The sequence below is a fragment of the Spongiibacter pelagi genome, from assembly GCF_014705705.1.
Taxonomy (GTDB): domain Bacteria; phylum Pseudomonadota; class Gammaproteobacteria; order Pseudomonadales; family Spongiibacteraceae; genus Spongiibacter; species Spongiibacter pelagi.
Genome location: NZ_JACXLD010000002.1, coordinates 63,569 through 88,169 on the forward strand (window position 1 = coordinate 63,569; position 24,601 = coordinate 88,169).

Below are 24,601 nucleotides of genomic sequence, written 5' to 3' on the forward strand. Positions count from 1 at the left end.
TCGCAAATAACAAAAAGTGTTAGGCGCGATTATTTGAGCTTATCTAATTGAATGTATTAGTAAAATCCGAGACAAATTCACACTGTTAGAACTTTGCTCGCACTGTTACTATCTAACTAATTGGTCTAGTCTTGAGCCTGTGTCGGGTGAAAAGCATGTTTAGGTGATTATATGTCGTACCGCAAAATGGCGTTGGCCGCATTTCTAACATTAAGCACAACGCTGTCATTTGGTGGTGAATCTGAGCAGTCTGGGTCAGTGGCAGATCGTTGCCTGGACTGGAAAGTGGATTCCATTCCCTCCGATTCCGATGCCTCAAGCTGCTCTTTCTACAATCCAGAAAAAACCAGCACCCGGTTTTTAGTGCGCAATCATTGCTCCTCAGAAGTGAGCGGCGTCTTCACCTACTACAAAACCGATGCCGGTCAGCGCCCGATTTTAAGTATGCACCCTTTTGCGGTTAAGCCCGGCCAAGTGGTAGAAGTGGCGAACCCATGCAGCATGAGTTCTCCAGAGTCTATTCAGGTTTCGCAGGTGTCGATGAATAGCGCCGTTTAACTAACGGGGTCTTAATTTTTAAAAGACAAAAAAATGCCGCCCATTAGAGCGGCATTTTTTATGGCTGGCAGTTGTGACTACTTAGCGTAGCTCGAAACGGCCCAGCTCCATTCCCATCACGCTATCGGTTGAACTGTCCATGCAGGCGGCGTGAGCCTTGGCTCGTGGCAGCAGGCGCTTGAAGTAGAACTCCACCGTTTCCAGCTTGCTTTTCAAGAACTCGGTATCGCCTTCGCCCTTGTTCAGCTTGTTATGTGCTGCTTCGGCGGCCATAGCCATGTAATAGGCCATAGACAGATAACCGCTGTACATCAGGAAGTCGACCGAAGCGGCGCCCACTGCATCGCGGTTGCGTGCGGCGCGGGCCAGCATTTTTACGGTCTTCCAGTTCCAGCACAGGGTATAGCCAATAATGCTGGCGCCATAGCCGCGCTGCTTGCCGGTAAACAGGGTTTTGAAACCGAATTTATACAGTTTTTTGCTAAAGGCCGCGTAGAGTTTGAAACCATCCAGAACCACTTTACGGCCAATAAGATCTAGAGCCTGAATCCCGGTGGTGCCTTCGTACATGGTGGAGATGCGAGCGTCGCGGTAAATCTGTTCCATACCGTGTTCGGCAATATAGCCGTGGCCGCCAAACACTTGCATACCCAAGCTGGCTGATTCCTGGCCGGTTTCGGTCAGGAAGGCTTTCAGAATGGGAGTCAGGAAGCCCAGCTCGTTTTCTGCCTCGTCGCGCTCTTCTTCCGTTTCCGCAAACATCATGCGGTCGGCATATTTTGCCGCATCGTAAATCATCAGACGGCCACCTTCGGCAAAGGCTTTGGCGGTGAGCAGCATGCGGCGTACATCGGCGTGGTGGATAATCGCGTCTGCGGCCACTTCGGGGTTTTTCTTGCCGGATAGGGCGCGCATAGAATGGCGCTCCATGGCATAGGGCAGGGCGTTTTGGTAGGCCAGCTCAGAAGCGGCCAGACCTTGAATCGCGGTGCCCACGCGCGCGGTGTTCATAAAGGTGAACATCGCTTCCAGACCTTGGTTTTCCACGCCGAGCATAAAGCCGGTGGCGTTGTCGAAGTTCATCACACAGGTGGCGTTGCCGTGAATGCCCATCTTGTGTTCGATGCTGCCGCAGCTAACGCCATTGCGCTCACCTACGCCGCCTTCGGCATTGGGCAGGAATTTGGGCACGATAAACAGCGAAATGCCCTTGGTGCCTTCTGGTGAGCCGGGGGTGCGAGCCAATACGATGTGGACGATATTTTCCGCCATATCGTGTTCGCCGGCAGAGATAAAGATCTTGGTGCCGGTGATGTGATAGCTGCCATCTTGCTGGGGTTCGGCTTTGGTTTTCATTAAACCGAGGTCAGAGCCGCAGTGTGGCTCGGTCAAACACATGGTGCCGCTCCAGGTGGCCTCGCAGAGTTTGCTCAGGTAAACCTGTTTTTGCTCTTCAGTGCCGTGCACGTACAGCGTATTCATGGCGCCGAGGCTAAGGCCGGGGTACATGCCCCAAGACCAGTTAGCGGTGCCGACCAGTTCAGATTTAATCAGGCCCATCGACAGGGGCAGACCTTGACCGCCGTATTCCGCAGGGTGCGAAAGCCCTTGCCAGCCGCCTTCAATCCACATTTGGTAGGCTTCTTTGAAGCCGTCGGGGGTGGTGACTTCACCGTCTTTCCACTGACAACCTTGCTGGTCGCCAACCTGATTCAGTGGCGATAGCACTTCCTCGGCAAATTTACCGGCTTCGGAAATAATCGCTTCGACCATATCCGGGGTGGCTTCTTCGCCACAGGGAATGGTTTTGTAATGCGCTTGATAATCCAGCACATCATTGAGAACGAAATCGATATCGCGCAGCGGTGCTTTGAACGTAGTCATAGTGGTATTCCTTGAATTGCCCAACGGCTTGGTCCGGCCTGGGAAGCGAGTTTTAACGTTACGCTTCTCGTGGCTAAAAAGTACAGCGCGGAGGGTATGCCATTTGTTTTTGTAGGCAATTGGCCGCTTAAAAGTGGCCGGGCTGGCGCTGCGGTCAATCAGTTTGCAAATCAGCTTGAGCAATTCCGGTCGTGACATGGGGCATTGCCTTGTACTTGAGACCCTGAGCCGGGAGAGGGATACTGGCAAATCTATGATTGTGCGATTGAAGTAGGAGCCACTTACCTATGCAAATCGGATTCACTAGCCAGCGGCATGTGCTGCCCGGTGGCGGTTATTTAGTGCAACTCAGTTTGAATGCGCCTACGCAGCTTAATGCTCTGTGCCATGAAATGGCGGAGCTGTTATTGCGGCAGTTGCGCTTGTTTATTGAAGACCCTGAGGCCTTGGGTTTGATCCTTGATAGCACCACTGACAAGGCGTTTTCGGTGGGCGCCGATTTGCGCCGAATTCGCGAATCCGCTATGGCCAATCCCGGTGGCGAGGCGGTAGAGGCCGAGGCGTTTTTCACCAGTGAGTTTGCGCTTGTGCAGTTGATTTACCAGTGTCCAAAGCCGGTGCTGTGCTGGGCAGATGGCTTCACTATGGGCAGTGGGCTGAGTGTGTTAGCGGCGTCTAGCCACCGGGTTGTGGGTAGCGCAGTGGCGGCATCGCTACCAGAAACCGGCTTGGGTTTTTTTCCTAACGCCGGGCTGAATTACTTTCTTCATCAAATGCCGGGTAAATTAGGTTTATTTACCGCACTCACCGGCATTCAATTAAATTTAGCTGACCTGCTTTATGGCGGTTTGGCGGATTACTGTTTTGACTCAAATGCAAAATCAACGGTGTTGGCAGGTTTGCTTGATTTGGATTGGGAGGAAGATGCCGAAGCCAATGCCGAACTATTAACCGAATACCTCAGCGATATTGAAGCGGAGCTGGGCGCGAGCTTGCCGGGTTCTGAGTTAAAAGCCCATCGCGAATGGGTAGATCAGCATTGTGAAGGTAGTTTATCGGCTTTGGATGTGCAGCTTGAGTCAGCGACTGGCGATGCTTGGTTGACGCAGGCCGCACAGGGTTTTAGGCGTGCGGCAGCCAGCTCGCAGAAAATTCTCTATCGCTTGCAAAAACACTGCGAACACCACGGTTTGGCAGAAGTATTGCGGCTGGAATTAGGCTTGGTTAGTCAGCGTATTCGCGACCCGGAATTTTCAGAAGGGGTGCGGGCGAGATTGCTTGGTAAGGATCGAGATCCGCACTGGTGTTACGCCACAATTAGCGATGTGCCAGAATCGGAAATCAATGCCTTGTTTGCCTTGCTATAGGTTTTGCCAATCTTTTTCATCACTCCAATCGTTTTTAAATGATAATTATTCTCGATTAAAGTGGCTCCATCGTTAAGCAAAACCGCTTTGCGAGCTAGAGAATACGATTATTTGAAACGCTATCGAAAAGGAGCGAGTGACATGAAAAAGACCATTAGTTTTGCCGCCATGCATTTTGCCGTTGCATTTTCGGTGGCCTACCTGATGACCGGCAGCGTGGTTGTCGGCGGTTTAATGGCTTTGGTAGAGCCGGCGGTTAACACCGTGGCGTTCTACTTCCACGAGAAGGCTTGGGCAAAAATGACACCGGTAGAAACGGTGTCTCTGGTGCCAGCATTCGCCTCTGCTAGTGCTTAGCTAAGAAAATGCTTAAATAAGGCGATAACGAGGCTCAAACCCACCAGCGGCAGTATCCAGCGACTTAGGCGCTGCTGCTGTTCGCTGGACAACTGCGGCGCGCGTTTTTCCAGTAGCGGAATAATAAGAAACAGGCTGAGGAACAGCAGCCCGAGAATAATTAATAGGTTCATATCAGCAGCTTAATGGAAATTTCCTAGCCTTCAAGCTCAATACTCCGGCGCTGTTGAATGAATTATCGGCGGACGATAACGGATGAACCGTGACCGAACAGCCCCTGATTTGCGGTAATGCCGACCTTGGCATTTTCTACCTGCCGTTCACCGGCCTGCCCGCGTAGCTGCCACGTCAGTTCACAAACTTGTGCCAAGGCTTGTGCTGGAACCGCTTCACCAAAGCAGGCGAGGCCGCCAGAGGGATTTACGGGCAAGCGACCGCCGAGTTTAGTTTCGCCTTGTCGAATCAATTGTGCAGCCTCACCGCGACCGCAGAATTGCAGGTCTTCATACCAATCCAGCTCCAGCGCTGAGCTGAGGTCATAAATCTCGGCAACGCTGACATCTTCGGGGCCAATGCCCGCTTCTTCATAGGCTTTTACCGGCAGGGCAGCGCGAAAGCGGTGGGCCTCTACGCCTGCAGCGGCTGCCGAATCGGTGGCGATATCCGGCATCTCTACCACGGCACTGGCAAAGCTGGGTGTGACCGTAGAAATGGCAGACACTTTGACTGCATCGCCTTTGCCGATGCGCTTGGCGTAATCCATGCTGGAGACAATCATAGCTGCACCGCCATCGGAGGTGGCGCAGATATTTAACAAGCGCAAAGGATCGGCAACCATGGCGGAGTTTTTAATATCCTCCATGGTGAACTTCTTTTTATAGCGGGCATTGGGATTGGTAAAACCATGCTCGCTGTTCTTTATTTTGACCAGACCGAAATCCTCTTCGGTGTCACCGTACAAATCCATGCGGCGGCGGGCGTAAAGGGCAAAATATGTGGGATTGGTAATGCCCAGATAAAAGCGAACCCAGTCTGGATCTTCAGGGCGGTAACCTTTTGCAGGCGCTAAAAAGCCTTTGGGCGTGGTGTCGGCACCAATAACCAAGGCGACCTCGCATTCACCCGCTAAGATTTTGGCGCGGGCGGCGGCCAAGGCTTGCGAGCCCGAGGCGCAGGCGGCGTAAGAGGTATTCACTTGCGCACCTTGCCAACCCAAGGCTTGGGCAAAGGTAGCCCCGGCGACATAGCCGGGATAGCCGCAGCGCATAGTGGCAGCGCCGGAGACAAACTGTACATCGCGCCAGTCTACGCCGGAATCTTTAAGGGCGGCGCGGGCGGCGTGAAGGCCGTATTCGGTAAAGTTGCGACCCCATTTTCCCCAAGGGTGCATGCCTACACCAAGAATGGCGATATCGTTACTCATTAATTCATTTCCTTGTGCTTTAGTTCTGTCGAATTACGACAGCGGACGCCATTTCCAGATCAGCTTTTCGCCTTCTTCGGAATCGTGTAGGGGCTCTAATACCAGCTCTACCGCTTGCCCTACCTTCATATCTTCCGGGGTAATGCCGCTGATGGTCTGCCCCAAAATAATCATTTGTTCCTTTTCCAGCTCGACCGCCGCAATACTGAACGGAACAAACGGCTCGGCGGCAATATAGGGTTCTGGAGGCTGATAACAGGCATTGGTATACGACCAGATTTTGCCCTCTCGGCTCAGGGGTACTTCATCAAAAGCCTCGCTATCGCAGCCGGGGTTTTTGCAATAGCTACTTTGCTTGGGAAAGTAATAAGTGCCGCACTGTTGGCATTGGCTGCCAATCAGGTGGGGCTGCTCTGAATCGAGGCTATACCAGCCGTCGATGGCCGCAATGGGGCTTGAACCCGTCATGGTGATCTCCACATTTCTTGTGAGCACATATTCCCAAACCCCGGTGTTTGTCCCAATCGTCTAAATGGTTGATGCCTAACTGTTTGATAAACCGTGTTTTCGAGATGACGCGATTTGTCAGCGGCGTGAGAACTTTTGCACTTGTTGCTCTGGTGGACGGGGGCGAGCATGGCGATAAGCATTGATCTTAGTTTGAGGCAGGCAATGAAAATTGAATTTACCGCTGAGCAGAATGCGCTGCGTCAGGAGTTTCGCCGCTATTTTGAAAACATGATGAACCCGGAACTCAAGGCCGAATGTGATGAGGCCTTGGGCGAGGGTGGTGGCCCGCTTTGGCGTGAGGCACTGCGGCAAATGGGCCGCGACGGCATGATTGGGATTGGTTGGCCTAAGGAGCTGGGCGGCCGGGGTTTAAGTCCCATTGAGCAGTTTATCTTTGTTGAAGAAGTGATGCGCTGCGGTTATCCGTTTCCATTTTTAACCACCGAATCGGTAGGCCCGCAGCTGGCGGAGTTTGGTAATGAGTGGCAGAAAAAAGAGATCGTACCCAAGATTCTCGCCGGTGAATGTTTGATTGCTATTGGTTACTCAGAGCCGGGTTCCGGCACGGATTTGGCCAGCATTAAAACCACGGCGGTGCGCGATGGTGATGAGTGGGTTATTAATGGCCAGAAAATGTGGACCAGTCTTGCGCATTTTTCCGATTACGTTTGGCTGGCCTGTCGTACCGATCCTAATGCGGCTAAACCGCATAAAGGTATTTCCATGTTTATGGTGCCTACCAGCGATCCCGGTTGGAGTTGCAGTCCGGTGGTGACACTGGGCGGTGTGCGCACCAATGCAACCTATTACGACAATATTCGAGTTCCCCAGCATGCCATGGTGGGCGAGGAAAACGCCGGTTGGAAATTGGTGACCAGTCAGCTGAATCGCGAGCGTCTCAGTTTGGTGAATTTTGGCCCCACTGCCGAATTGTTTAACAGCACGGTGCGCTGGGCGCAGCAGTCGGAATTGCCGAGCGGTGAAAAACTCATTGATGTGTCTTGGGTGCAGATGAATCTCGCCAAGGTGCGGGCTGGTGTCGAAGCGCTGAAATTACTTTGCTACAAGCAGGCGTGGGCAATGACCGAGGGCAATTTGGAAATGGCCGATGCCTCTGCCGCGAAAGTATACGGCTCGGAATTTTTTATTGAGACCTACCGTTTATTGGGTGAGGTATTGGGCCAAGCGGCACTGGTGAATCGTCGTACTGAGGGCGCTGATCCTCTCGCCTCACGCATTGAGCGGCTGTATCGCACCGCTTCGATAATTACCTTTGGTGGCGGCACCAACGAAATTCAACGCGACATTATTTCTGCGGCGGGCCTGTGGATGCCACGGGCTTCTCGTTAAGAGCGGAGACACGATTATGGATTTTGGATTCTCAGAACAGCAACGCGATGTGCAGAACTTGGCGCGGGAGATTCTCTCGGAGCAAGTGACGGTAGAAAAATTGGCGCAATACGATCAGTACAAGGCCGAGCGTTTTGACCGTGAGCTATGGGCGCAACTCTCGCAGGCGGGCCTGCTGGGCGTGGCGATTGATGAGCAATATGGCGGTATGGGCTTTGGCTTTTTTGAGCTTGCGTTGTTGGTTGAAGAAGCGGGTCGAACAATTGCGCCGCTACCCCTAATTTCTCATTTGGTCTCTGCGGCGTTACCGATTCAGCAATTTGCCAATGCCGAGCAAAAGCAGCGTTGGTTGCCCGGTGCGGCAAATGGCGAGTTCTTGCTGACGGCTGCCTTGCAGGAAGGTTTTCACAGCGAAGCGGCTGCACCGAAACTGAGTCGCGCCGAAGCGGATGGCAACGGCTTGCGCATCAGCGGTGAAAAATTTGCCGTGCCCTTTGCCAAGCAGGCCGAGCGCATTTTGCTGGCAGTGCAAGAAGGCGAGGGTGTGACCGTGGTCTTGCTCGATCCCAAGGCGGAGGGTGTGCGTTTACAAGCGGTAGAGGCGACCCAATACGAGCCGCAATATCATCTGCAATTCGATCAGGTTTGGGTTGCTGCTGAAGATATTCTGGTGCGTGGTGAAGGTGCCGCGGCCATGCAATGGATAGCTGAACGCAGCCGCGCGGCGGTATGCGCTCATCAACTTGGTGCAGCAGATAAAGCCATGCGCATGACGGCCTCCTATACGGCCGAGCGCCAGCAATTTGGCGTGCCGATTGCGACGTTTCAGGCAGTGGGGCATCGCGCCGCCAATTGCTTTATTGATGTGGAATGCCTGCGCCTGAACACCTATCAGGCGGTGAGTTTATTAGATGCCAATCAAGCGGCGAGCACTGAGGTGCAAATCGCTAAAATCTGGGCGGGCGATGTCGGACACCGGGTCAGTTATGCCGCTCAGCATTTGCACGGCGGTATGGGCATCGACCGGGATTATCCGCTGTGGCGGTATTGCACTTGGCTGCGCCATAACGAAATGGTGTTGGGCAATAGCGCGGAAGGTTTGGCGAGCTTGGGAGCCAGTATTGCCGATGGCCAAGCCTTCTGCCGATAGCGCTGTTCTTTGGAGCGCGCTGCCAGTACGGTCCTAGATATTTAAGTTTTGTGCTAGATCAACCCTTTATAAGTTTGTGTCGGTTTGGCTGGCATAAAATAATTTCGGTGTTAGCATCGGAAGAAACCCATAAAGGATGACAGCACATGAGTGTTGCAAATAAAGCCAAAGGCCTAAAAAACGTATTAGCGACAATTTCACTCAGCGTGTGTGCAGTGAGTTTTGCGATTGCCGAGCCCACCGGAGAAATAAAATCGGAAGCGGGTTTTGAAGATCCGGCCTCGGGCGCAAGGGTAGAGACTGTCGATAAAAGTTTTTGGACCGGTAAAACTCGAGTATTGGTGTCTATTCCTGCTGGCGATGGTAAGGAAGCATTGGAAGTGGAAGAGGTACTGGTTACCGCGAAGCGGCCGGAAAAGCCTGAGGGGAATCAGACCTTGCGCTACAAATTTGTGAAGGACTACAGCGACGATCGCTACGGAATGTATATCTATCTGGATAAAAACAGCGATATGCCATTCCGCATTTATTTCAAAGATACGCCCAGCGATGAGCGTTTTAATCGGGGGCTGTAAGGCCCCCGTTATGCTTTCGAGAAGACCTTATTTTTCCCACCACGGATAAAACGGCGGCATCTCGCTGGCCTTGCTTTCAAAGTTCGGATCGCGTTTTTCAAGAAACGAGGCAATACCTTCTTTTGCTTCGCCAATGCTTTGGTAAAAAATTCCCAGTGAGTCGATGCGATGCGCTTCAATCGGGTGTGCTTGAGCGGCATTGCGATACAGCATTTGCCGGGTGAGGGCTATCGCTACGGGTGATTTTTTCGCCAGCTTGCGGGCAATGGCATAGGCTTCATCTAACAAGCTGTCGGCGGGATAAATATCTTTAACCAACCCGCCGCGCTTGGCTTCCTCTGCGTCAAATACCTCGGCGCTATACGTCCACTCCAGTGCTTGGGCAATGCCGACAACTCGCGGTAAAAACCATGTAGAGCAGGCTTCCGGCACCAGGCCAATACGACCAAACACAAAGCCCATGCGGGCCTTGTCTGAGGCAAGGCGGATATCCATGGCGAGGGTCATGGTGATGCCGATACCAACAGCGGGGCCATTAATAGCGGCGATCACGGGCTTTTTGCAATCGTAAATCGCCAGCACCACCTTGCCGCCAGTGTCGCGAACGCCACGGGCAATGGTAGGTTCATCTAAGCGTGAGGTCATATCCTCAAGGGTCGGGCGGAAGTCTTCATCAAGCCCAAACACATTGCCTTCCATGGATAAATCCATGCCGGCACAAAAGGCGCGACCGGCACCGGTAACCACAATGGCGCCGACACTGTCGTCTTCACTGGCGCGCTTGAACGCTTCTTCCAGCTCATCTGCCATTTCCACCGTAAACGCATTCAGATTATCTGGGCGGTTTAGGGTGATGGTGAGAATACGATCTTTCACCTCGTAGTTAATGGTGCTGTAAGTCATGGGGACTTCCTTATTAATTCGCCGCTTGTGGGGATTTTGCTTTTTTCTTATTGGCCTTGGCTTTTACAGACCAGGTAAACAGGCGCTGGTAGCCAGTGGGGAAGCATCTTACCAGCCAGTCAAACAGGCGCGCATCTGGGCCAATCAATACTCGGCGTTTATTGCGTTTTACCCCTTTGAGAATAGTGTTTGCCGCTTGTGCTGGGGTGGTCATAAACATGGCTTCAAAATCTTTTACCGAAGCCTGATCGCTACTGCCGGTTGCGCTGGCCACACTGGAATTCATACGCGAGCTGCGCGCGATATTGGTTTTGATGCCGCCGGGGTGAACACAGGTCGTGCTGACCACGGAGTCGGTCAGGGCCAGATCTTGTCGCAGTGATTCAGTAAAGCCACGCACCGCAAATTTGCTGGCATTGTAACCGCTCATCAGCGGTTGGGCGGTAAGGCCAAACACACTGGAGATATTGATGATATGGCCTTCGCCAGCGGCTTCCAATTTCGGCAAGAAGGCTTTGGTGCCGTAAATGGTGCCCCAGAAATTGATATCCATAATCCAGCGATAATCGTCCAGCTCCAAGCCAGAAACCGTGCCTGCCAGTGCCACACCAGCATTATTGAAGATCAGGTGCACCGCGCCGTGATCGGCAACGATTTGATCTGCCCACTGATACACCGCGTCTTTGTCGCTGACGTCCAGCGTTTGACTGGTGACTTTGACGTTCGCACTCTTAAGCAACTCACAGGTTTCTTCCAGACCAGCGGCATTGATGTCGGCCAGTGCCAGATTGCAGTTTTCCTTGGCGAGTTGCAGTGCCAGTGCACGGCCAATACCCGAACCGGCGCCGGTGACGGCGGCCACTTTATTGCTGAAATTTTTCATATGAAGACACCCTTTATGCGCTTATGTTTATTGAGCTCATGTTTATTGAGCTTATGCTTATTGAGATTGCATCTGATTACAGGTGTCATCACTTTATTTCTGAGGACGCGTGTTGTCAAATTAAATCCGGTCAATTCAGGCTTTGATCAGCATTTTTTCAAAAGCCAGTCTCAAGTCACCTTCTAGTGCAGTGGGCTTGCCATCAACGGTGTAAACCATGGTGGCATCGCAAACGCCCAGACATTGGCCGTCTTGAAACAGCGCCTGCTGAATCTGGTAGGAGCTATTGCCTATGCGCCCAATACCGGTGCCTAAGGTCACGCTACCGGGGTAGTGGCCTTCGGCAAAGAAGCGGGTGCGCGTCTCGACCAGCAAAGTTTTGGCTGGCGAATCTGCCCGGTGAAAATTGGTGCTGTCGAAAATGCCCATATGCAGTTGGGCCCGGCTGTTCTCGTAGATTCGGCCAATCGCGCTATTGTTCAGGTGCGCGTAGGAATCCATATCGCCGTAGCGGGTTTCGATGGTCAGAATATGGGGGTAGTTGTCGAGAATCAGTCGGTGGGCGTCAGGTGTTTCTTTCATATTAGGTATCCACTTAATTGGCTTCAGGCGTTAAATGGTCGTCAAGATAACATAATTGCCAGAGCCATATTTGGCTCAAGATGTGTCCATGATTGGTGTTACCTTGCGCCGCCTAAACCCGCCAGGGGCTGAGCTTAAACCCGGCAGGGGGCCTATGGTAAAACCCGCCATGGGCCTATTGTTAAACCCGCTAGGGGCCTTGGCTGCCTACACGTTTGCAGGTGCGGGCGTCAATCTTGATTGTCAGGGTGGATCAGCGATAATGGGCACAGAAAAACAGGGCTTGAGCCCGATGTTCTCGGCTTGAGAACGGCGCGAATCTGCGTGAGACCCTTGGTACTAGGCAACACCATCATTGACTGAATCCACACCTGCGAAATCCTCGGCTGCGCGCCCCGTGGCAACGGCGTCTGCGACTGGCACCCGGCTTACCCGCTTGCTGGTCGATTTGTCTGTGGGTTCTGTCGAGCTAAGCCACCGTAATTTTGTTGAAAAACTGGCGGGATTGGTCGATCTCTCAGAGGCGATCAGCTTGTCTGAACGTCTGCGTGGCTTGAGCCGGCAAGGGGTAATTCCACAGGAATCAGAGAGTAGCCCGGATCTGAAGGAGTTGTTTTTGCAGCGCCGTCAGGAGCGGGTTGCCTTTATTGGCCGCAGCTTTAATAGTCAGGATGAAGATATGCCTTTTATCCTGCCAACTCTGCGTCAGGAAATGTTGACCAAGCCCGCTGAATCCTTTGAGCCATTTCAGCGCTTTTATGCTTTGCATCAGAGTGAGATGGAATTTCAGATTCTGAAATTGCGCGGCGAGGTAAGGCGGCAGATTTCCGCTCACTCTGAACGTCTGGCGCGCTTAGCTGTTTTGGATTCGGCCATAGGTGACACACTGGCTGAGAATCACCGCCGGGTATTTGCCCAGATTCCCCGATTACTAGCGCGGCGCTTTGTCCGTTTGGCGGGGGATTATCAGGTTAAAGAAGAGAATGTTAGCGATATGGATAGCTGGACCGCCGTCGGCGGCTGGCTGGACTGCTTTTATAAAGAAATGATGAGTTTATTACTGGCAGAACTGGAAGTGCGATTGCTGCCGGTGCTCGGGCTGGTTGAAGCCCAGGAGATTGAAGATTGAAAACAACGAACAATAAGCCCTTTATGCTCGCTGCCTATGTGTTGGGCATGGCGGTGATTTTGTGGATGGGCTTAGGTGTGATCCACAGCGGCTTGGCATTATTGGTCATGGCGCTGATCGCCGGTGCTTTCCTGATGGGGGCGAGTGAGTTGTGGCGCTACCAGCGTGAAACCGATGCACTTGCCATCGCGCTGGATCAATTAAGCGACACGCCAGATACCCTCGAGCCGTGGTTACAAAAAGTGCCCGAAGGTTTGCGCCACACGGTACGCAAGCGTGTAGAAGACGAGCATGTTGGCCTGCCGGCGCCGGTATTAACGCCGTATTTAATTGGCTTATTGGTCATGCTGGGCTTGCTGGGTACATTTATCGGTATGGTCGATACCCTGCACGGTGCGGTTCAGGCGCTGGAAGGAAATACCGAACTGGAAGCGGTGCGCGAGGGTTTAGCTGCGCCAATTCGGGGTTTGGGCTTGGCCTTTGCGACCTCGGTAGCGGGTATCAGCAGTTCGGCATTATTGGGTTTGGTGTCTACGCTTTGTCGTCGCCAGCGTCTGAATAGCTCACGTCAGTTGGATCAAAAAGTCAGTCGGGAATTGGCCGGTTTTTCACTGGCTCAAAATCGTTTGAATACTTACCGCGCTCTGCAAAATCAGGCTGAGGCGCTGCCGCAAATTGCCAGTCAGCTCAGTGAATTGGTGACGCGTTTGGATACCATGGCGGTGCAGCTGGGTGAGAATAGCCGTGAGTTGGCGACCCAGTTAAGCGGCTCTACCACGTCGATGGTTGAACATGTGCAGACATCGACCACATCGCTCGCACAGCAACTGGAAAACTCTAGCGCGCAATTGGCAGAGCGCTTGGGCAGTTCGGCCCAGCAGTTAGCCGGGAATGTTCAGTTATCAGGTGTTGAGCTGGATACTCGCTTGCGAGAGCAACAGCAGGAATTTTTGGTGGCCGCTCAGCAACATTATTTGCAGTTGGCGGAATCGGTGAAAGCAACGCTGGAAACCAGCCTCAGTGAAAGTGGCCGACTGGCGGGCGAAAGCATCGAGCCTGCAGTCAGCAATATTTTGCAGAATATGGCGGTGCGCTCAGAACAACATCAACTCGATTTGCACGAGTTGGTTAAACAGCAATTGGAGCAAACCGGTGCCTTGCTTGCCGCATCGACTCAAGGCCATTCAGAAAGTTGGTCGCAAATTTTGGCTAGCCAAGCGGAAAGCCATCAAGCATTGCTGGCCTCGCTGGAGCAACAGCAGAGCGCATTAATCGAGCAACTGACCAAGCAAGACGAACAGCGTCAAGGCCATTGGCAAGCGGGCATGGTCGAGTTGCAGCAACAGGCGGGCGAGCAGCTTGCTAGCCTTGGCAAGGCGCTGGAAGAACCGGTGGGTAATTTGCTGGCTGTCGCTTCGGAAACGCCAAAAGCGGCGGCAGAGTTGCTGGAAAAACTGCGTCAGGAAATGAGCGATAGCTTAGAACGCGACAACGCCAATTTGAAAGATCGGGCGGCCCTGTTACAAGATTTGAGTTCGCTGTCATCGGCGCTGTCTGAATCCAGCCAGTCTCAAAGTGAGGCGCTGGATAAATTGCTCTCTAGCAGTGAATCCATTCTTACCGACATGGCCCAGCGCTTTGATCAGCACCTCGGTGAGGGGCTGCAGCAACTGAAAGAGGCCGGCGATAATTTTGGTGCCGACAGTGTTGAGCTGGCCGCGATGGGCGAGGTTTTTGCCGGCGCAGTAAACCAATTCAGCGAAACCAATAGCGCCTTAATGGCGCGCTTGGAGAGCATCGAACAAACATTGCAGCAGTCCGGGGCGCGCAGTGATGAGCAAATGGCGTATTACGTTGCTCAGGCCCGCGAGATTATCGATGTGAATATGTTGTCGCAGCAGGAGATGATCAGTCACCTGCAGCAGTTGGCTAAGGCTTGAGTCTCGCCATGTCAGAAATTGATGATGAACTGAGCCATGAACCGCCCATCTGGGCGATCTTTGGCGATCTGATGACCGGGCTGGTCGGCGTCTTTGTATTAATCCTCGTCTGGGCCTTGGGTTTTCAGCTAGAGCTGGCACAAAACCTGAAGCAGGAAATTCAAAAGCGCGAGGCGGAGCAACAACGCCGGGTGGCCCTTGAACAAGCACTGGCTGATCCTCTAGCGCAGGGCCGAGTGACACTGCGAGATGGCCGCATTGGCATTAGCGGTAGCGTGCTATTTGCGCTTAACTCATCTGAATTACAGCCAGAGGGCCGTGAGTTGCTAAGCAGTTTGGTTAAGCCCTTGACCATGTATTTAGGCGAGCGCGATCAATTACTGATGGTCAGCGGTTTCACTGATGACCTGCCCATTCAAAAAGGCAATTTGCATTATCAGGATAACTGGGAACTGTCAGCCCAACGCGCGCTTACGGTTACCCGCGCCTTGATCGAAGCGGGCATGGCGCCGGATTGGGTTTTTGCGGCGGCCTTTGGCGATCAACAGCCGGTGGTGCCAAATGTTGATAATGCCAGCCGCTCGCAAAACCGTCGGGTGGAAATGGCACCGGTGCCGCGCGCCGGAGCCAGCCAAAATTCAAACTCCTCAGCGGCGACTGATACCAGCGAGCTGGCTAGTGATACCAGTGAGCGGCACTCCAGTGGGTGAGGTGGATAATCTGAAGGAGCAGTTACACGCGCTTCAGCAGCGCTTGACTGCCATATCGCCTGCGAAAAGCGCCATTGAGGTTTGCCATTTAAACGCCTTGCTTGAACGGGCCCAAAGCCAACTTTCACGCTCGCGTTTTGCGGTTGCAGAGAAATTAATCCAGCGTATTGCGCTTCGGTTGGATGATTTATCTCTCGATGAATCCAGCGCGGAGCACGCAGTAGCGGAATCCTCTCTGCTTCCCCAGAGTCCGTCTTCTTCTGAATTGCACGCCATTTTGCAATTGCTGGAGCCGGAGCAGTATTTCCCCGAAAAAGCCTCAATAGGTCTGGCCTTTGATGAATATCTGCGCCAACAAGAGAGCGAGGTGTTGCAGGCCTGGGCCGGTGAGTCAGGAGAAGGCGAGTCTGGGGATGTGCAATTGCCCAACTTTAGTAAGCAAGGTGAGCAGGGCTTGAAAGCAGCGCGCTGGTTTGAAGAACAGCGATTGAAACGCTATGCCAGCTCCTTGGTGAACAAGGCGATTGAAGAAGCCCCGGAAGATCCGGGGCCGTTAAATCCGCAAATGTTGGCGATTAAATCGCTAATGCAAATGCGTGATCTCTCCACACATTATTTAAATCGTTTTGTCAGCTATGTGGATTCCATGCTGTATTTGGAATTAGCGATGCAAAACACCGAGCCCGCTAAAAAAGCCAAGGCCGCGCCAACGAAAAAAGCCACTCCTACAAAATCAGCAGCAAACTCGGCAACGGCAAAGCGCGGGGCAGTAAAAAAGCGCCGCGATTAATTTGTGGCAGCTTGTTTCCCAGCGAGTCGTCCAAAGAAAGTCGCATCACCCACCGACATACCACTGGCGTAACCTGCCGCTGTTCTTGGAATGCCCGCAGTGGTTCGACCCGCAGCAAACAGCCCCGGAATAATCTCGCGCTCGGGTGTGAGTACCTCGCCGGTGGCCAAAGTGTCTAGTCCACCAAGGGTAAAGAACGGGTAGAACGGGCCGCGACCGAGTGTGCAATCCAATGCGACAAAGGGCGGCTTAATTTCACGCAGCCACGGTGCGGCCTTATGAAATAAGGGATCATCGCCTTTTTCCGCATGGCGGTTATAGGTTTCCAAGGTGAACTGCAAACTGCCTTCGGGTAATTCAAGTTCGGATTCCAGCTCGGCAATGCTCTCTCCGGTAGCCGCAACTTGCGCCCCGAGATAACTCATTTTTTCATAGTCGCCGTAGCCGTCTACATCGGTAATCATATAGATGCGTTTAGACAACTTGTGCTGCATTAAGGTGTTGTAGCCGACCCGGCCGTGATAGCTGTCTTCATTGATAAAGCGCTGGCCCTTATCGTTAACTAGAATGCCGTAGGTTAGTGACGAGGGTGGATAGTAGGGCAGGCTGACAAAGCACTCGTGCATATTTACCGTGCCGGCGCCGACGCCTTGGGCCATTAAAATACCGCTGCCGGTGTCGCCGGGATTGCCGATCGGTGTGAGGCCACAATCAAAGCTCGGCGCGTAATGGCGCACCATGTCTTCGTTCATGCAAAAACCACCGGCGCAGAGAATGACTCCGCGTTTGGCACGAACGGTTTTTTCTTCTTGGTTAATGCGTACCACTAAACCTTCGACCGCGCCTGCGCTATTACGGATCAGGGTGAGGGCACGGCTTTCGTAGTGAACATTGATATCCCGCTTCTCTACTTGCTCGGTGAGAATTTTCATTAGCAGCGGGCCGCCGTTATCGCCCTCAATGTAGAGATTGTGGCCGCGAGGAATCGGTTTGGCGTAATCGGGAAAAGGATGCGCCTTTTCATTGCCGGTATAGAGCAGACAATCATCAGTCAGCGCCATAATGGCGCGCTCTTTCAACTCGCTCATTTTAAAGGGCACGCCCATGCTGGTCAGCCACGCGTAATGGCCAATGCTGTTTTCGCAGTAGGCTTTAATCTTGTTTTCATCGCCCTGATTACCGAAACAGGCTTTGAGATAGTTCTCCATATTTTCGGTGCTGTCGTCATAGCCGCAAGCTTGCTGCACTGGCGTGCCGCCATTACCGCCCATATAGATTTCCGCACTTGAAAGCGCAGTGGAGCCGCCACTGGCACTGGCCAGTTCAAAAATACTAACGCTGGCGCCGGCGTCGCTGGCTTCAATCGCGGCACAGGCACCGGCGCCGCCAAAGCCGACAATGGCAATATCAGTTTCAATATCCCACTGGCTTATGGATTCGCTGGAAAGAGGTTTAGAGGGACGAATTTTTGGCTGACTCATTGCGGACTCATTACAGTTATTTTTATATGCAGAGCTTAACGGATGAACCGATCTAGGTTAGTACTGCATCCGGCTTATGCGCCGGTGAAATAGAACTGTGCGCTGGTGCTGATTTGCGGCGGGAGATGTTGACGCTGAGTATTATTCATCGGCGGCGGTACAGGTATAATGCGAGCTATATTCGTTTCAGATTCGATTACTTATTAGTACCTAGAACTTTCAGAACCTAGAACTTTCAGAACCTACCCGTTAAGGACATCCTATGGTTATCAAACCTCGTGTACGCGGTTTTATGTGCGTAACAACCCATCCCACTGGTTGTGAAGCAAACGTTAAAGAGCAGATTGATTATGTTAAATCCCAGGGCGAAATTGCCAATGGCCCCAAGCGCGTGTTGGTGATTGGTGCTTCAACAGGTTACGGCTTGGCGTCACGTATATCAGCGGCCTTTGGTTGTGGTGCGGCGACACTGGGGATTTTCTTTGAGAAAGAAGGTTCAGAGAAAAAGCCGGGCACAGCGGGTTGGTATAACTCGGCCGGATTCCACAAATTTGCTGAGGCGGAAGGGCTTTACGCCAAGAGCATTAATGGCGATGCCTTCTCTGATGAAATCAAAGAAAAAACTATTGCCCAGATTAAGGCCGATCTCGGTCAGGTAGATCTGGTGGTTTACAGCTTGGCGTCTCCGCGTCGTCAGCATCCTAAAACCGGCGAATTGTTTAACTCTACCCTCAAACCTATTGGCAAGGATGTGACCCAGCGCGGCATCAATACCGATAAGGAAATGATTGAGGAAGTGACTCTACCCGCGGCCACTGAAGAAGATATCAGCAATACCGTTGCGGTTATGGGTGGTGAAGACTGGCAGATGTGGATTGATGCTCTGGATGAAGCCGGTGTATTGGCTGATGGTGCAAAAACCACTGCTTATACCTATTTGGGTGATCGCATCACTTGGGATATTTACTGGCACGGCACCATCGGTCAGGCGAAGAAAGACCTTGATAAGCGGGTTATCAATATCCGTGAAAAGCTAGCGGCCAAGGGCGGCGATGCGCGAGTTTCAGTATTGAAAGCCGTGGTGACTCAGGCCAGTTCCGCGATTCCAATTATGCCGCTGTATCTCGCGCTGTTGTTTAAAGTGATGAAGGCTGATGGCAGCCACGAAGGGTGTATCGAGCAGGTTTATGGCCTGTTCCGCGACAGTTTGTATGGCGCCGAGCCCAAGCTCGACGATGAAGGCCGTCTGCGTGCCGATGGTTTGGAGCTGCGCCCTGAAATTCAGGCGGCGGTAGAGGCCAAGTGGAATGAAGTCACTACTGAAACTATTGCCGAGCTAACTGATTTTGCCGGTTATAAAGCGGAGTTTTTGCGCTTGTTCGGTTTTGGTCTGAGCGGTGTGGATTACGAGGCGGACGTCGATCCGGTCGTACCGATCGCGAATTTGGTGTAAGCCACCAGTCAGTTGTCTAAAGCCGGGTTTACCCCGGCTTTTTTGTTTTTAAGTTGTCATATTACTATCCGCATTTTGTCATCTAGCCTGTATACGATTCCTGTGCAGCCAGACTCTATGGTTGCGCAAAAAAAACACTAAATGGCAAAAGGATAGAGACATGAACCGCCGCAATCAGCCGCAACCTCTTTATTCCAATCCACATCAGCAGTCGATTCGCGCTGAAATTTCGCGTCAAATCGAAGAATTTATGGCCAAGGGTGGCAAGATCGAACAGCTCACCGGTCCAGCATTTCAAGCATCTCGTTCAGTGGGTGTGAGTAAGTCTATTTTGACCGAACTACTTTAAAAAACGCTGATTCATTACTACTCTCGTGACATGAATCAGCGTTTTTTGGGTTTATAAATAGTTTTGCGACTTACCTCGCTTTGCCCAGCCTGAATTAGGGCTGGGTTATTCCACCAACACCTTGCGATGTTGATAAAGTTCCTGCCAATGTTTGCCGGGCTTCGTGGCAACTTCTGTGTCGAAATAATGCAGTACCCGACGGCGATCCTGCGGATTGTCTTTGATTGATGCACCCACGAGGAAGTTAAGTAAATCGCGTTTCTCGATTTTGCCTTCTCGATAATAAAACGCGTAAACGCACAGCGCATGGGCTACGGCAACGGCCTCGGCGGTCGACATCACTGCAGCGGCTAGGCGGTCGGTACTGCGGCCACTTACGGTTTGTCCATTGCGCAATTCATGGAAAATGGTGACCAACATTTCGGTAGTTTGGGTATCGAGCTCGATATCAATGCCAGACTGGCGGGTGAGCTTCTTGGCTTCGCGCTGGACAATATCCAGTTCATCTTCAATTTTGGCAATCGGAGGAATGGTTTCAAAATTGAGTCGCCGCTTTAGCGCCGCACTCATATCAAAAAGGCCGCGGTCCAGAGAGTTGGACGTGGCAATCAGATTAAAACCTTCTCGGGCATACACAACACTGTCATCGCCACTGAGTTCTGGAATGTGAATTTTGCGTTCAGACAAAATGGAAAGTAGCGCGTCTTGAACAATTTGCGGGCAGCGCGACAATTCTTCAAAACGCAGTAACTGGCCAGATTCCATCGCTCTGAATACCGGGCCGGGAATCAGTGATTCTCGACAGGGCCCCAGCGTTTGGCTAAGCACCGGATTCCAGTCGTACAGTAATTGTTGATAGTGAGAGATTGCGCCGCCCTGAACGGTGAGGCTGGAGTCTCCGGAGATGGCCGTGCTCAATAGCTCCGATAGCCACGATTTTGCGGTGCCGGGTTCGCCAATCAGCATCACGCCTTGATTGGTTGCCATTGCAATAATGATGCGTGTGACCAATTCCTGCGGCGCGACCAATTTGCGTTCAATATTCAGTTCCGGGCAGCCCAGTACAAATTTTTCTACCATTAGCGGAGAGAGCTGCCAGCCCGGTGGCGCCGCTGTTTTGTCCTGTGCTTTGAGTTTAGCCAGCTCTTCTTGAAACAGCACTTCAGCGCTGGGGCGCTGAATGGTTTTATTGGTTGTTGAATCCTTTTGCATCAAATGTAATCCGTTTCGTTATGCTTTCCATTGCCCGCGTTTTTCTGGTGCCATGCGTTCCTGCGGCAATATGCGAGGCAATTCGGATAAAGGAATTGTGCCTTGGATAACATGGTCCAGTGCGCTGTCGCGCATTGTAGTAAGCCCGGAATCCAGCGCTTGGGAACGCAGCTCGCCAATCGGAATTCGCTTGGAAATACTGACCCGTAAATCCGGATTGAGATGTAGATATTCAATAACCCCAATGCGGCCCTTGGTGCCGGTGCCATTGCAGTGCTCGCAACCTTTACCCTCGAAGCAAACAAAATTGTCGGGTACGGCCACTGGGAATAGCTCGTTAACAATATTGGGGTCGGGGTCAACTTGGGTTTTGCATTGCGGGCAGATTTTTTTGGCCAAACGCTGCGCGATAACGGCAAGTAACTCGCTGGCGAGTGAGTTGGGGTGAACGTCTAGGTCAAATAAACGCTGCACGGCATCTACCGAGTCATTGCAATGCAGTGTGGATAAAACGATATGGCCGGTTTGGGAAGCGCGCAGGGCTTCCAGCGCCGTTTCGTGGTCGCGAATTTCTCCGACCATAATCACGTCGGGGTCTTGGCGAACAAAGGAGCGCATGGCGTCGGCGAAGGTGAAGCCAATACCGGGGCGAACTCGGGTTTGTTGAATATTCTGGATGGAATATTCAATGGGGTCTTCAACCGTAATAACTTTGCGGCTGGTATCTTCAGCCATTAACTGTAAACCGGCGTAGAGCGTTGTGCTTTTACCTGAACCAGTTGGGCCAACAACAAGTACTAAACCGGCCGGGTTTTGCAGCAGGCGCTTGTATTGGTTTGCAATGATTTTTGGCATGCCGAGCGCATCGATGCTGATGAGCTGGGAGTTTTGCGGTAATAAACGAACAACAATGTGCTCGCCGTGCAAGGAGGGCTGGATCTGAATACGCAGGTCAAAATGCTGTTCGCCCATCCTTATCTGAGAACGTCCACCTTGTGGCAGGCGCCGCTCGGCAATATTCATATCACCGCGTAATTTAATAACGTTGACTAGGCCGAGAAACTCGGCGGGGCTGATATGGTAGTGGGATAAATCTTGCAGACTGCCGTCAATGCGCAGTCGAACTCGAATTTTATCACCGTATTTTTCCAAGTGAATATCACTGGCCTTGTCGGCGACGGCATCCAGCAAAAGTGCTTCCCAAAGTGCGATGGGGCGACTTTCATCAATGATGTGGCTGTTATCCAACAGGTCTTGGTCATATCCCGGTGACTGCTGCTCTATCCGACTGCTTTGAATACCTTTTTCACCCATGGAGCGATCAAGGGTGGACCACAAGCGCTGAAAGTCGGTGGGAGTGACTAATATTTTTGCGATTTTGTGGCGGGGGAACATTGCCTGGATTTCTTGCATTGACGCGCTGGGATTGCTGGTGGCGACATGCAGGCTTAGATCATCAATATAGACAGGCAGTACATGCTGATGATCCAGAAACGCCTTTGAAAATTTATCGAACAGGGTGAGATTTAATTTCTTGCCAATGCTTGAAACCGTTTCAAGAGGGATGCTGTGTTGCTTGGCGAGTGATTTATAGAGCTTTTGTTCGTCTAAATTCTGCAGTTTGCGAATTTCATCAATAATCAGGCTGCCGTTGGCCTTGGCCTGTTTTCGCGCCTCAGCAAGTGTGTTCGGTTCAATAATGCCCAGCTCGACTAGCATCTCTTCTTTATAAGGGTGAAAGTCGATATAGCCGTGTTCGCTGCGCAGAATGTGATTATTGATTTGCTTGGTATAGCGCACCAGAATTTGCTTTGAGGCTTCGCCGGATTCTAGGCAGATTAATTCCCCAAAATTATTCAGCTGTTTAAGAAGGGGCGTTTTGTCGTGGATGGCCGGCGTTGAAACAATAATCAGATCAAAGGGTGCATCTTCAGGGGCGCCTCGTGAGCCATCAAGATTGCGAATTTCGATATTCTCATAACCTTGGGTTTTCAGGAGTTGTGAGGCTGCTTCAGATAGCGTTTTGTTAATTTCAAAGGCGATAACCTTGTGGCTAAGCTGGCTTAGCACTGCGGTAACATATCCAGAGCCGGCGCCAATATGGAGAGCTTTGGCCTCAGGCCCAAAGTGAGTAATGTCTAGCATACGGCGCAAGCCGTCTTTGGGTGGAATGCTATTGCCAGCAACTAGATCGGCATGTTCATTTTTTATAAATGCGTGTCTCTCCACTTTGGTTAAAGCAGAGGAAATACGATCGGCATGGGCTTTACTATTTTCTGTCATATTCTTAGCTTGGCTCAGAGACTTCTTTCATACCAGATATACCATACAATGGATAGTATCTGGTTCCGTAGCTTCCCCTAAATATAAAACGATGACTTTTATTTCGATACTTGTGCGCTTTCCTTTCTTTCGCTTGTTGCTAGTCATGACAGTGGCCATCAGTTTTTCGGCTTGTGCTTCTAGACCTGTAGTTTCTCCAGCGGATTTTGAGGTTGATAACAACAAGATCATTCGCCAAGACTGGCAGTCGGTGTTTCTGGGTGGCAATAAAGTGGGTTATCGCCAACTTACGCAGTGGCGGCAAAACAAAGACATCTTGAGTCGAGAAAGTGTTCATTTAACCTTTGAGCAGCCGGGAGCGCCGCTTCGACAAAGCATCACTACGCTGGACGCCCGTGAAGCTGAAAATGGTGAGCCGCGCTCCATAACAAAACGCTTACTTGGCGATAGCACCAACCAGACCTTGAGGGCGTGGCGTGAAGCGGGGAGCTGGTGGCTGGAAAGTGATTTGCACCCAGGTCAGCGGCAGAAGTTTGTTATTCCGAATGATTTTCTTATGCGGGTTGGGGTTCAGCGTGTTTTATCGTCTCAGCAAGGAGATGTTCGCGAGCTGAATTACCACGATTGGAGTTTTAGTGCCCAGCGTTTTCAGGCCATGCGTTTAAGTCTTAAACGGGTGGAGCCGCAAGCCTTGGCTGAAATACTGCGTAGCCGGCCTGAATTGGTGGTAGATGCCAAGAAGATTTTTTGGTTGGGCGAGCGCCGCAATCTTGATACTGCAGGAGCCGGTAGCACGTTGGTTTTGCTGGATCAGACATTTCATCCGCTCCATGAAATTAGCCCAACGGGCGGTGATGAAATGGTTTTGCTGGGGAGTACCGAGCAGGACGCCACCGGCTGGTTTTCGCCCTCGACCCATGTTTATCGGCAGTTAATTCGCTCGCCTTATCGTATTAGCGATTCAGCACTCAAAGGAAAAATTCGCTACCAGCTTAGCGGTGAGTTTAATGTGAGTCCGCCATCAACTTTCGAGCAAAAAGCAGATCAAACTGAGACGGGCTGGACAATCACGGTCTGTGAGGATTGCGGAGATGAACCTGCCCCGACAGACGCTGAGCTTAGCGCCGCATTGACAGCTAATTACTGGCTGCCTCTGAATCACCCTGAGATAAAAGCAGTAATAGCCGAAACCTTGCCGGAGCGACAGCTCAGTGCAGAGTCAGTAATGTGGCGTTTAACCCATTTTGTTGAGCGGCGTATTACTACGCCGAGCTATGCCGGTTATGGCACCGCGCTAGAAGGTTTGCGCAGTGGTGAAGGCGACTGTACTGAGCATGCGCTGCTATTGGCGGCATTGGGCAGGGCGGCAGGGGTGCCTACACGGGTGGTTTTTGGTGTGGCCTATAACAATGAGCGTTTTCTGGGGCGACGATTTTTATTTGTTCCCCACGCTTGGGTGCAGGCGTGGACCGGGGAGCACTGGCAAAGCTTTGATAGTGGCTTAGGCGAGTTTAATGCCGGTTATATTGCGTTGGGTTTGAGTGATGGACGGCAGGAAGATGTATTGAGGATTAATGCTGAGCTGCACAAAATATCAATAGATAGCGCGGTGCAGCTTAAGTCACGCCAGTAGTCGCAAAGGCCAGAGTAGAGCGGGCTCTCGTCAGGGCTCTCGACATTGAACGCGAGAGGCCTAAGATAGCCCGAAAGGT

The 24,601-nt window shown here is 52.0% G+C and carries 23 protein-coding genes; 13 read left to right on the top strand and 10 right to left on the bottom strand.

What is annotated here, in order from left to right:
- The first annotated feature begins 171 nt into the window (after positions 1 to 171).
- The gene (locus tag IB286_RS04300; RefSeq protein ID WP_190762860.1) at positions 172 to 558 is read left to right on the top strand and encodes a hypothetical protein; all 387 of its coding nucleotides are present in this window, start codon (positions 172 to 174) and stop codon (positions 556 to 558) included.
- A gap of 81 nt (positions 559 to 639) precedes the next feature.
- Here the strand turns inward: IB286_RS04300 and IB286_RS04305 are convergent, their stop codons facing one another.
- The gene (locus tag IB286_RS04305) at positions 640 to 2,442 is read right to left on the bottom strand and encodes an acyl-CoA dehydrogenase C-terminal domain-containing protein (RefSeq protein ID WP_190762862.1); all 1,803 of its coding nucleotides are present in this window, start codon (positions 2,440 to 2,442) and stop codon (positions 640 to 642) included.
- Positions 2,443 to 2,729: 287 nt separating this feature from the next.
- On the opposite strand from IB286_RS04305, the gene IB286_RS04310 reads away from it, so the two are divergent.
- On the top strand, positions 2,730 to 3,809 hold the full coding sequence (locus tag IB286_RS04310; RefSeq protein ID WP_190762864.1) for an enoyl-CoA hydratase/isomerase family protein: 1,080 nt from the start codon (positions 2,730 to 2,732) through the stop codon (positions 3,807 to 3,809).
- Between the two features lie 141 nt (positions 3,810 to 3,950).
- A complete protein-coding gene (locus IB286_RS04315) occupies positions 3,951 to 4,166 on the top strand; it encodes a DUF2061 domain-containing protein (RefSeq protein WP_190762866.1) in 216 nt (71 codons plus the stop codon).
- Here the strand turns inward: IB286_RS04315 and IB286_RS04320 are convergent.
- The 3 genes from IB286_RS04320 to IB286_RS04330 all read right to left on the bottom strand — a co-directional run bounded on the left by IB286_RS04320 (position 4,163) and on the right by IB286_RS04330 (position 6,057).
- A complete protein-coding gene (locus tag IB286_RS04320; protein ID WP_190762868.1) occupies positions 4,163 to 4,339 on the bottom strand; it encodes a hypothetical protein in 177 nt (58 codons plus the stop codon). The two genes, IB286_RS04315 and IB286_RS04320, sit on opposite strands and share 4 nt — an antisense overlap.
- Before the next feature lie 62 nt (positions 4,340 to 4,401).
- Positions 4,402 to 5,589, bottom strand: a complete 1,188-nt coding sequence (locus tag IB286_RS04325) for a lipid-transfer protein (protein WP_190762870.1) — start codon at positions 5,587 to 5,589, stop codon at positions 4,402 to 4,404.
- A 33-nt stretch (positions 5,590 to 5,622) separates the two neighbouring features.
- Complete coding sequence (locus IB286_RS04330; protein WP_190762872.1) at positions 5,623 to 6,057, bottom strand: Zn-ribbon domain-containing OB-fold protein; 435 nt, start codon at positions 6,055 to 6,057, stop codon at positions 5,623 to 5,625.
- 204 nt (positions 6,058 to 6,261) lie between these two features.
- Here IB286_RS04330 and IB286_RS04335 point away from each other — a divergent pair, with 204 nt between their 5' ends.
- The 3 genes from IB286_RS04335 to IB286_RS04345 all read left to right on the top strand — a co-directional run bounded on the left by IB286_RS04335 (position 6,262) and on the right by IB286_RS04345 (position 9,174).
- Entirely contained in the window at positions 6,262 to 7,449 is a 1,188-nt protein-coding gene (locus tag IB286_RS04335; protein ID WP_190762874.1) for an acyl-CoA dehydrogenase family protein, read from the top strand.
- Positions 7,450 to 7,465: 16 nt separating this feature from the next.
- On the top strand, positions 7,466 to 8,599 hold the full coding sequence (locus tag IB286_RS04340) for an acyl-CoA dehydrogenase family protein (protein WP_190762876.1): 1,134 nt from the start codon (positions 7,466 to 7,468) through the stop codon (positions 8,597 to 8,599).
- A gap of 146 nt (positions 8,600 to 8,745) precedes the next feature.
- A complete protein-coding gene (locus IB286_RS04345; RefSeq protein WP_190762878.1) occupies positions 8,746 to 9,174 on the top strand; it encodes a hypothetical protein in 429 nt (142 codons plus the stop codon).
- 27 nt (positions 9,175 to 9,201) lie between these two features.
- Here IB286_RS04345 and IB286_RS04350 read toward each other — a convergent pair whose 3' ends face one another.
- From IB286_RS04350 to IB286_RS04360, 3 genes are all read right to left on the bottom strand, one after another.
- The gene (locus IB286_RS04350) at positions 9,202 to 10,077 is read right to left on the bottom strand and encodes a crotonase/enoyl-CoA hydratase family protein (protein ID WP_190762880.1); all 876 of its coding nucleotides are present in this window, start codon (positions 10,075 to 10,077) and stop codon (positions 9,202 to 9,204) included.
- 13 nt (positions 10,078 to 10,090) lie between these two features.
- Positions 10,091 to 10,960, bottom strand: coding sequence for an SDR family NAD(P)-dependent oxidoreductase (locus IB286_RS04355; protein ID WP_190762882.1), 870 nt, complete (start codon positions 10,958 to 10,960; stop codon positions 10,091 to 10,093).
- A gap of 135 nt (positions 10,961 to 11,095) precedes the next feature.
- Positions 11,096 to 11,542, bottom strand: a complete 447-nt coding sequence (locus tag IB286_RS04360) for an acyl-CoA thioesterase (RefSeq protein ID WP_190762884.1) — start codon at positions 11,540 to 11,542, stop codon at positions 11,096 to 11,098.
- Positions 11,543 to 11,897: 355 nt separating this feature from the next.
- Between IB286_RS04360 and IB286_RS04365 the strand changes: the two genes are divergently transcribed.
- Genes IB286_RS04365 through IB286_RS04380 form a run of 4 tightly spaced genes read left to right on the top strand, consistent with a single transcriptional unit; the run spans position 11,898 to position 16,111 of the window.
- A complete protein-coding gene (locus tag IB286_RS04365; protein ID WP_190762886.1) occupies positions 11,898 to 12,671 on the top strand; it encodes a DUF3348 family protein in 774 nt (257 codons plus the stop codon).
- Positions 12,668 to 14,611, top strand: a complete 1,944-nt coding sequence (locus IB286_RS04370) for a hypothetical protein (RefSeq protein ID WP_190762888.1) — start codon at positions 12,668 to 12,670, stop codon at positions 14,609 to 14,611. The genes IB286_RS04365 and IB286_RS04370 overlap by 4 nt, the downstream gene beginning before the upstream one ends.
- Before the next feature lie 8 nt (positions 14,612 to 14,619).
- Positions 14,620 to 15,321 (top strand): OmpA family protein, encoded by a 702-nt coding sequence (locus IB286_RS04375; protein ID WP_190762890.1) that lies wholly within the window; start codon positions 14,620 to 14,622, stop codon positions 15,319 to 15,321.
- The gene (locus tag IB286_RS04380) at positions 15,299 to 16,111 is read left to right on the top strand and encodes a DUF2894 domain-containing protein (RefSeq protein ID WP_190762892.1); all 813 of its coding nucleotides are present in this window, start codon (positions 15,299 to 15,301) and stop codon (positions 16,109 to 16,111) included. Before IB286_RS04375 ends, IB286_RS04380 begins: the two co-directional genes overlap by 23 nt.
- Here IB286_RS04380 and IB286_RS04385 read toward each other — a convergent pair.
- Positions 16,108 to 17,592 carry an FAD-dependent oxidoreductase gene (locus IB286_RS04385; RefSeq protein WP_190762894.1) on the bottom strand — a complete coding sequence of 495 codons (1,485 nt, stop codon included), beginning with the start codon at positions 17,590 to 17,592 and terminating at the stop codon, positions 16,108 to 16,110. The genes IB286_RS04380 and IB286_RS04385 overlap by 4 nt on opposite strands.
- A gap of 262 nt (positions 17,593 to 17,854) precedes the next feature.
- On the opposite strand from IB286_RS04385, the gene fabV reads away from it, so the two are divergent.
- Together fabV and IB286_RS04395 are read left to right on the top strand one after the other, a co-directional pair.
- Entirely contained in the window at positions 17,855 to 19,045 is a 1,191-nt protein-coding gene (gene fabV / locus IB286_RS04390; RefSeq protein WP_190762896.1) for an enoyl-ACP reductase FabV, read from the top strand.
- Between the two features lie 160 nt (positions 19,046 to 19,205).
- The gene (locus IB286_RS04395; protein ID WP_190762898.1) at positions 19,206 to 19,394 is read left to right on the top strand and encodes a hypothetical protein; all 189 of its coding nucleotides are present in this window, start codon (positions 19,206 to 19,208) and stop codon (positions 19,392 to 19,394) included.
- Between the two features lie 105 nt (positions 19,395 to 19,499).
- Here the strand turns inward: IB286_RS04395 and IB286_RS04400 are convergent, their stop codons facing one another.
- Together IB286_RS04400 and IB286_RS04405 are read right to left on the bottom strand one after the other, a co-directional pair.
- The gene (locus IB286_RS04400) at positions 19,500 to 20,606 is read right to left on the bottom strand and encodes an ATP-binding protein (RefSeq protein WP_190762900.1); all 1,107 of its coding nucleotides are present in this window, start codon (positions 20,604 to 20,606) and stop codon (positions 19,500 to 19,502) included.
- A gap of 18 nt (positions 20,607 to 20,624) precedes the next feature.
- Positions 20,625 to 22,889, bottom strand: coding sequence for an ATPase, T2SS/T4P/T4SS family (locus IB286_RS04405; protein WP_190762902.1), 2,265 nt, complete (start codon positions 22,887 to 22,889; stop codon positions 20,625 to 20,627).
- A gap of 145 nt (positions 22,890 to 23,034) precedes the next feature.
- Here IB286_RS04405 and IB286_RS04410 point away from each other — a divergent pair, with 145 nt between their 5' ends.
- On the top strand, positions 23,035 to 24,522 hold the full coding sequence (locus IB286_RS04410) for a transglutaminase domain-containing protein (RefSeq protein ID WP_190762904.1): 1,488 nt from the start codon (positions 23,035 to 23,037) through the stop codon (positions 24,520 to 24,522).
- Positions 24,523 to 24,601 lie beyond the last annotated feature (79 nt).

Coding starts and splice junctions, on each gene's coding strand:
- IB286_RS04300 (WP_190762860.1), top strand. CDS start 172: ATGTCGTACCGCAAAATGGCGTTGGCCGCATTTCTAACATTAAGCACA.
- IB286_RS04305 (WP_190762862.1), bottom strand. CDS start 2,442: ATGACTACGTTCAAAGCACCGCTGCGCGATATCGATTTCGTTCTCAAT.
- IB286_RS04310 (WP_190762864.1), top strand. CDS start 2,730: ATGCAAATCGGATTCACTAGCCAGCGGCATGTGCTGCCCGGTGGCGGT.
- IB286_RS04315 (WP_190762866.1), top strand. CDS start 3,951: ATGAAAAAGACCATTAGTTTTGCCGCCATGCATTTTGCCGTTGCATTT.
- IB286_RS04320 (WP_190762868.1), bottom strand. CDS start 4,339: ATGAACCTATTAATTATTCTCGGGCTGCTGTTCCTCAGCCTGTTTCTT.
- IB286_RS04325 (WP_190762870.1), bottom strand. CDS start 5,589: ATGAGTAACGATATCGCCATTCTTGGTGTAGGCATGCACCCTTGGGGA.
- IB286_RS04330 (WP_190762872.1), bottom strand. CDS start 6,057: ATGACGGGTTCAAGCCCCATTGCGGCCATCGACGGCTGGTATAGCCTC.
- IB286_RS04335 (WP_190762874.1), top strand. CDS start 6,262: ATGAAAATTGAATTTACCGCTGAGCAGAATGCGCTGCGTCAGGAGTTT.
- IB286_RS04340 (WP_190762876.1), top strand. CDS start 7,466: ATGGATTTTGGATTCTCAGAACAGCAACGCGATGTGCAGAACTTGGCG.
- IB286_RS04345 (WP_190762878.1), top strand. CDS start 8,746: ATGAGTGTTGCAAATAAAGCCAAAGGCCTAAAAAACGTATTAGCGACA.
- IB286_RS04350 (WP_190762880.1), bottom strand. CDS start 10,077: ATGACTTACAGCACCATTAACTACGAGGTGAAAGATCGTATTCTCACC.
- IB286_RS04355 (WP_190762882.1), bottom strand. CDS start 10,960: ATGAAAAATTTCAGCAATAAAGTGGCCGCCGTCACCGGCGCCGGTTCG.
- IB286_RS04360 (WP_190762884.1), bottom strand. CDS start 11,542: ATGAAAGAAACACCTGACGCCCACCGACTGATTCTCGACAACTACCCC.
- IB286_RS04375 (WP_190762890.1), top strand. CDS start 14,620: ATGTCAGAAATTGATGATGAACTGAGCCATGAACCGCCCATCTGGGCG.
- IB286_RS04385 (WP_190762894.1), bottom strand. CDS start 17,592: ATGAGTCAGCCAAAAATTCGTCCCTCTAAACCTCTTTCCAGCGAATCC.
- fabV (WP_190762896.1), top strand. CDS start 17,855: ATGGTTATCAAACCTCGTGTACGCGGTTTTATGTGCGTAACAACCCAT.
- IB286_RS04395 (WP_190762898.1), top strand. CDS start 19,206: ATGAACCGCCGCAATCAGCCGCAACCTCTTTATTCCAATCCACATCAG.
- IB286_RS04400 (WP_190762900.1), bottom strand. CDS start 20,606: ATGCAAAAGGATTCAACAACCAATAAAACCATTCAGCGCCCCAGCGCT.
- IB286_RS04405 (WP_190762902.1), bottom strand. CDS start 22,889: ATGACAGAAAATAGTAAAGCCCATGCCGATCGTATTTCCTCTGCTTTA.
- IB286_RS04410 (WP_190762904.1), top strand. CDS start 23,035: ATGACAGTGGCCATCAGTTTTTCGGCTTGTGCTTCTAGACCTGTAGTT.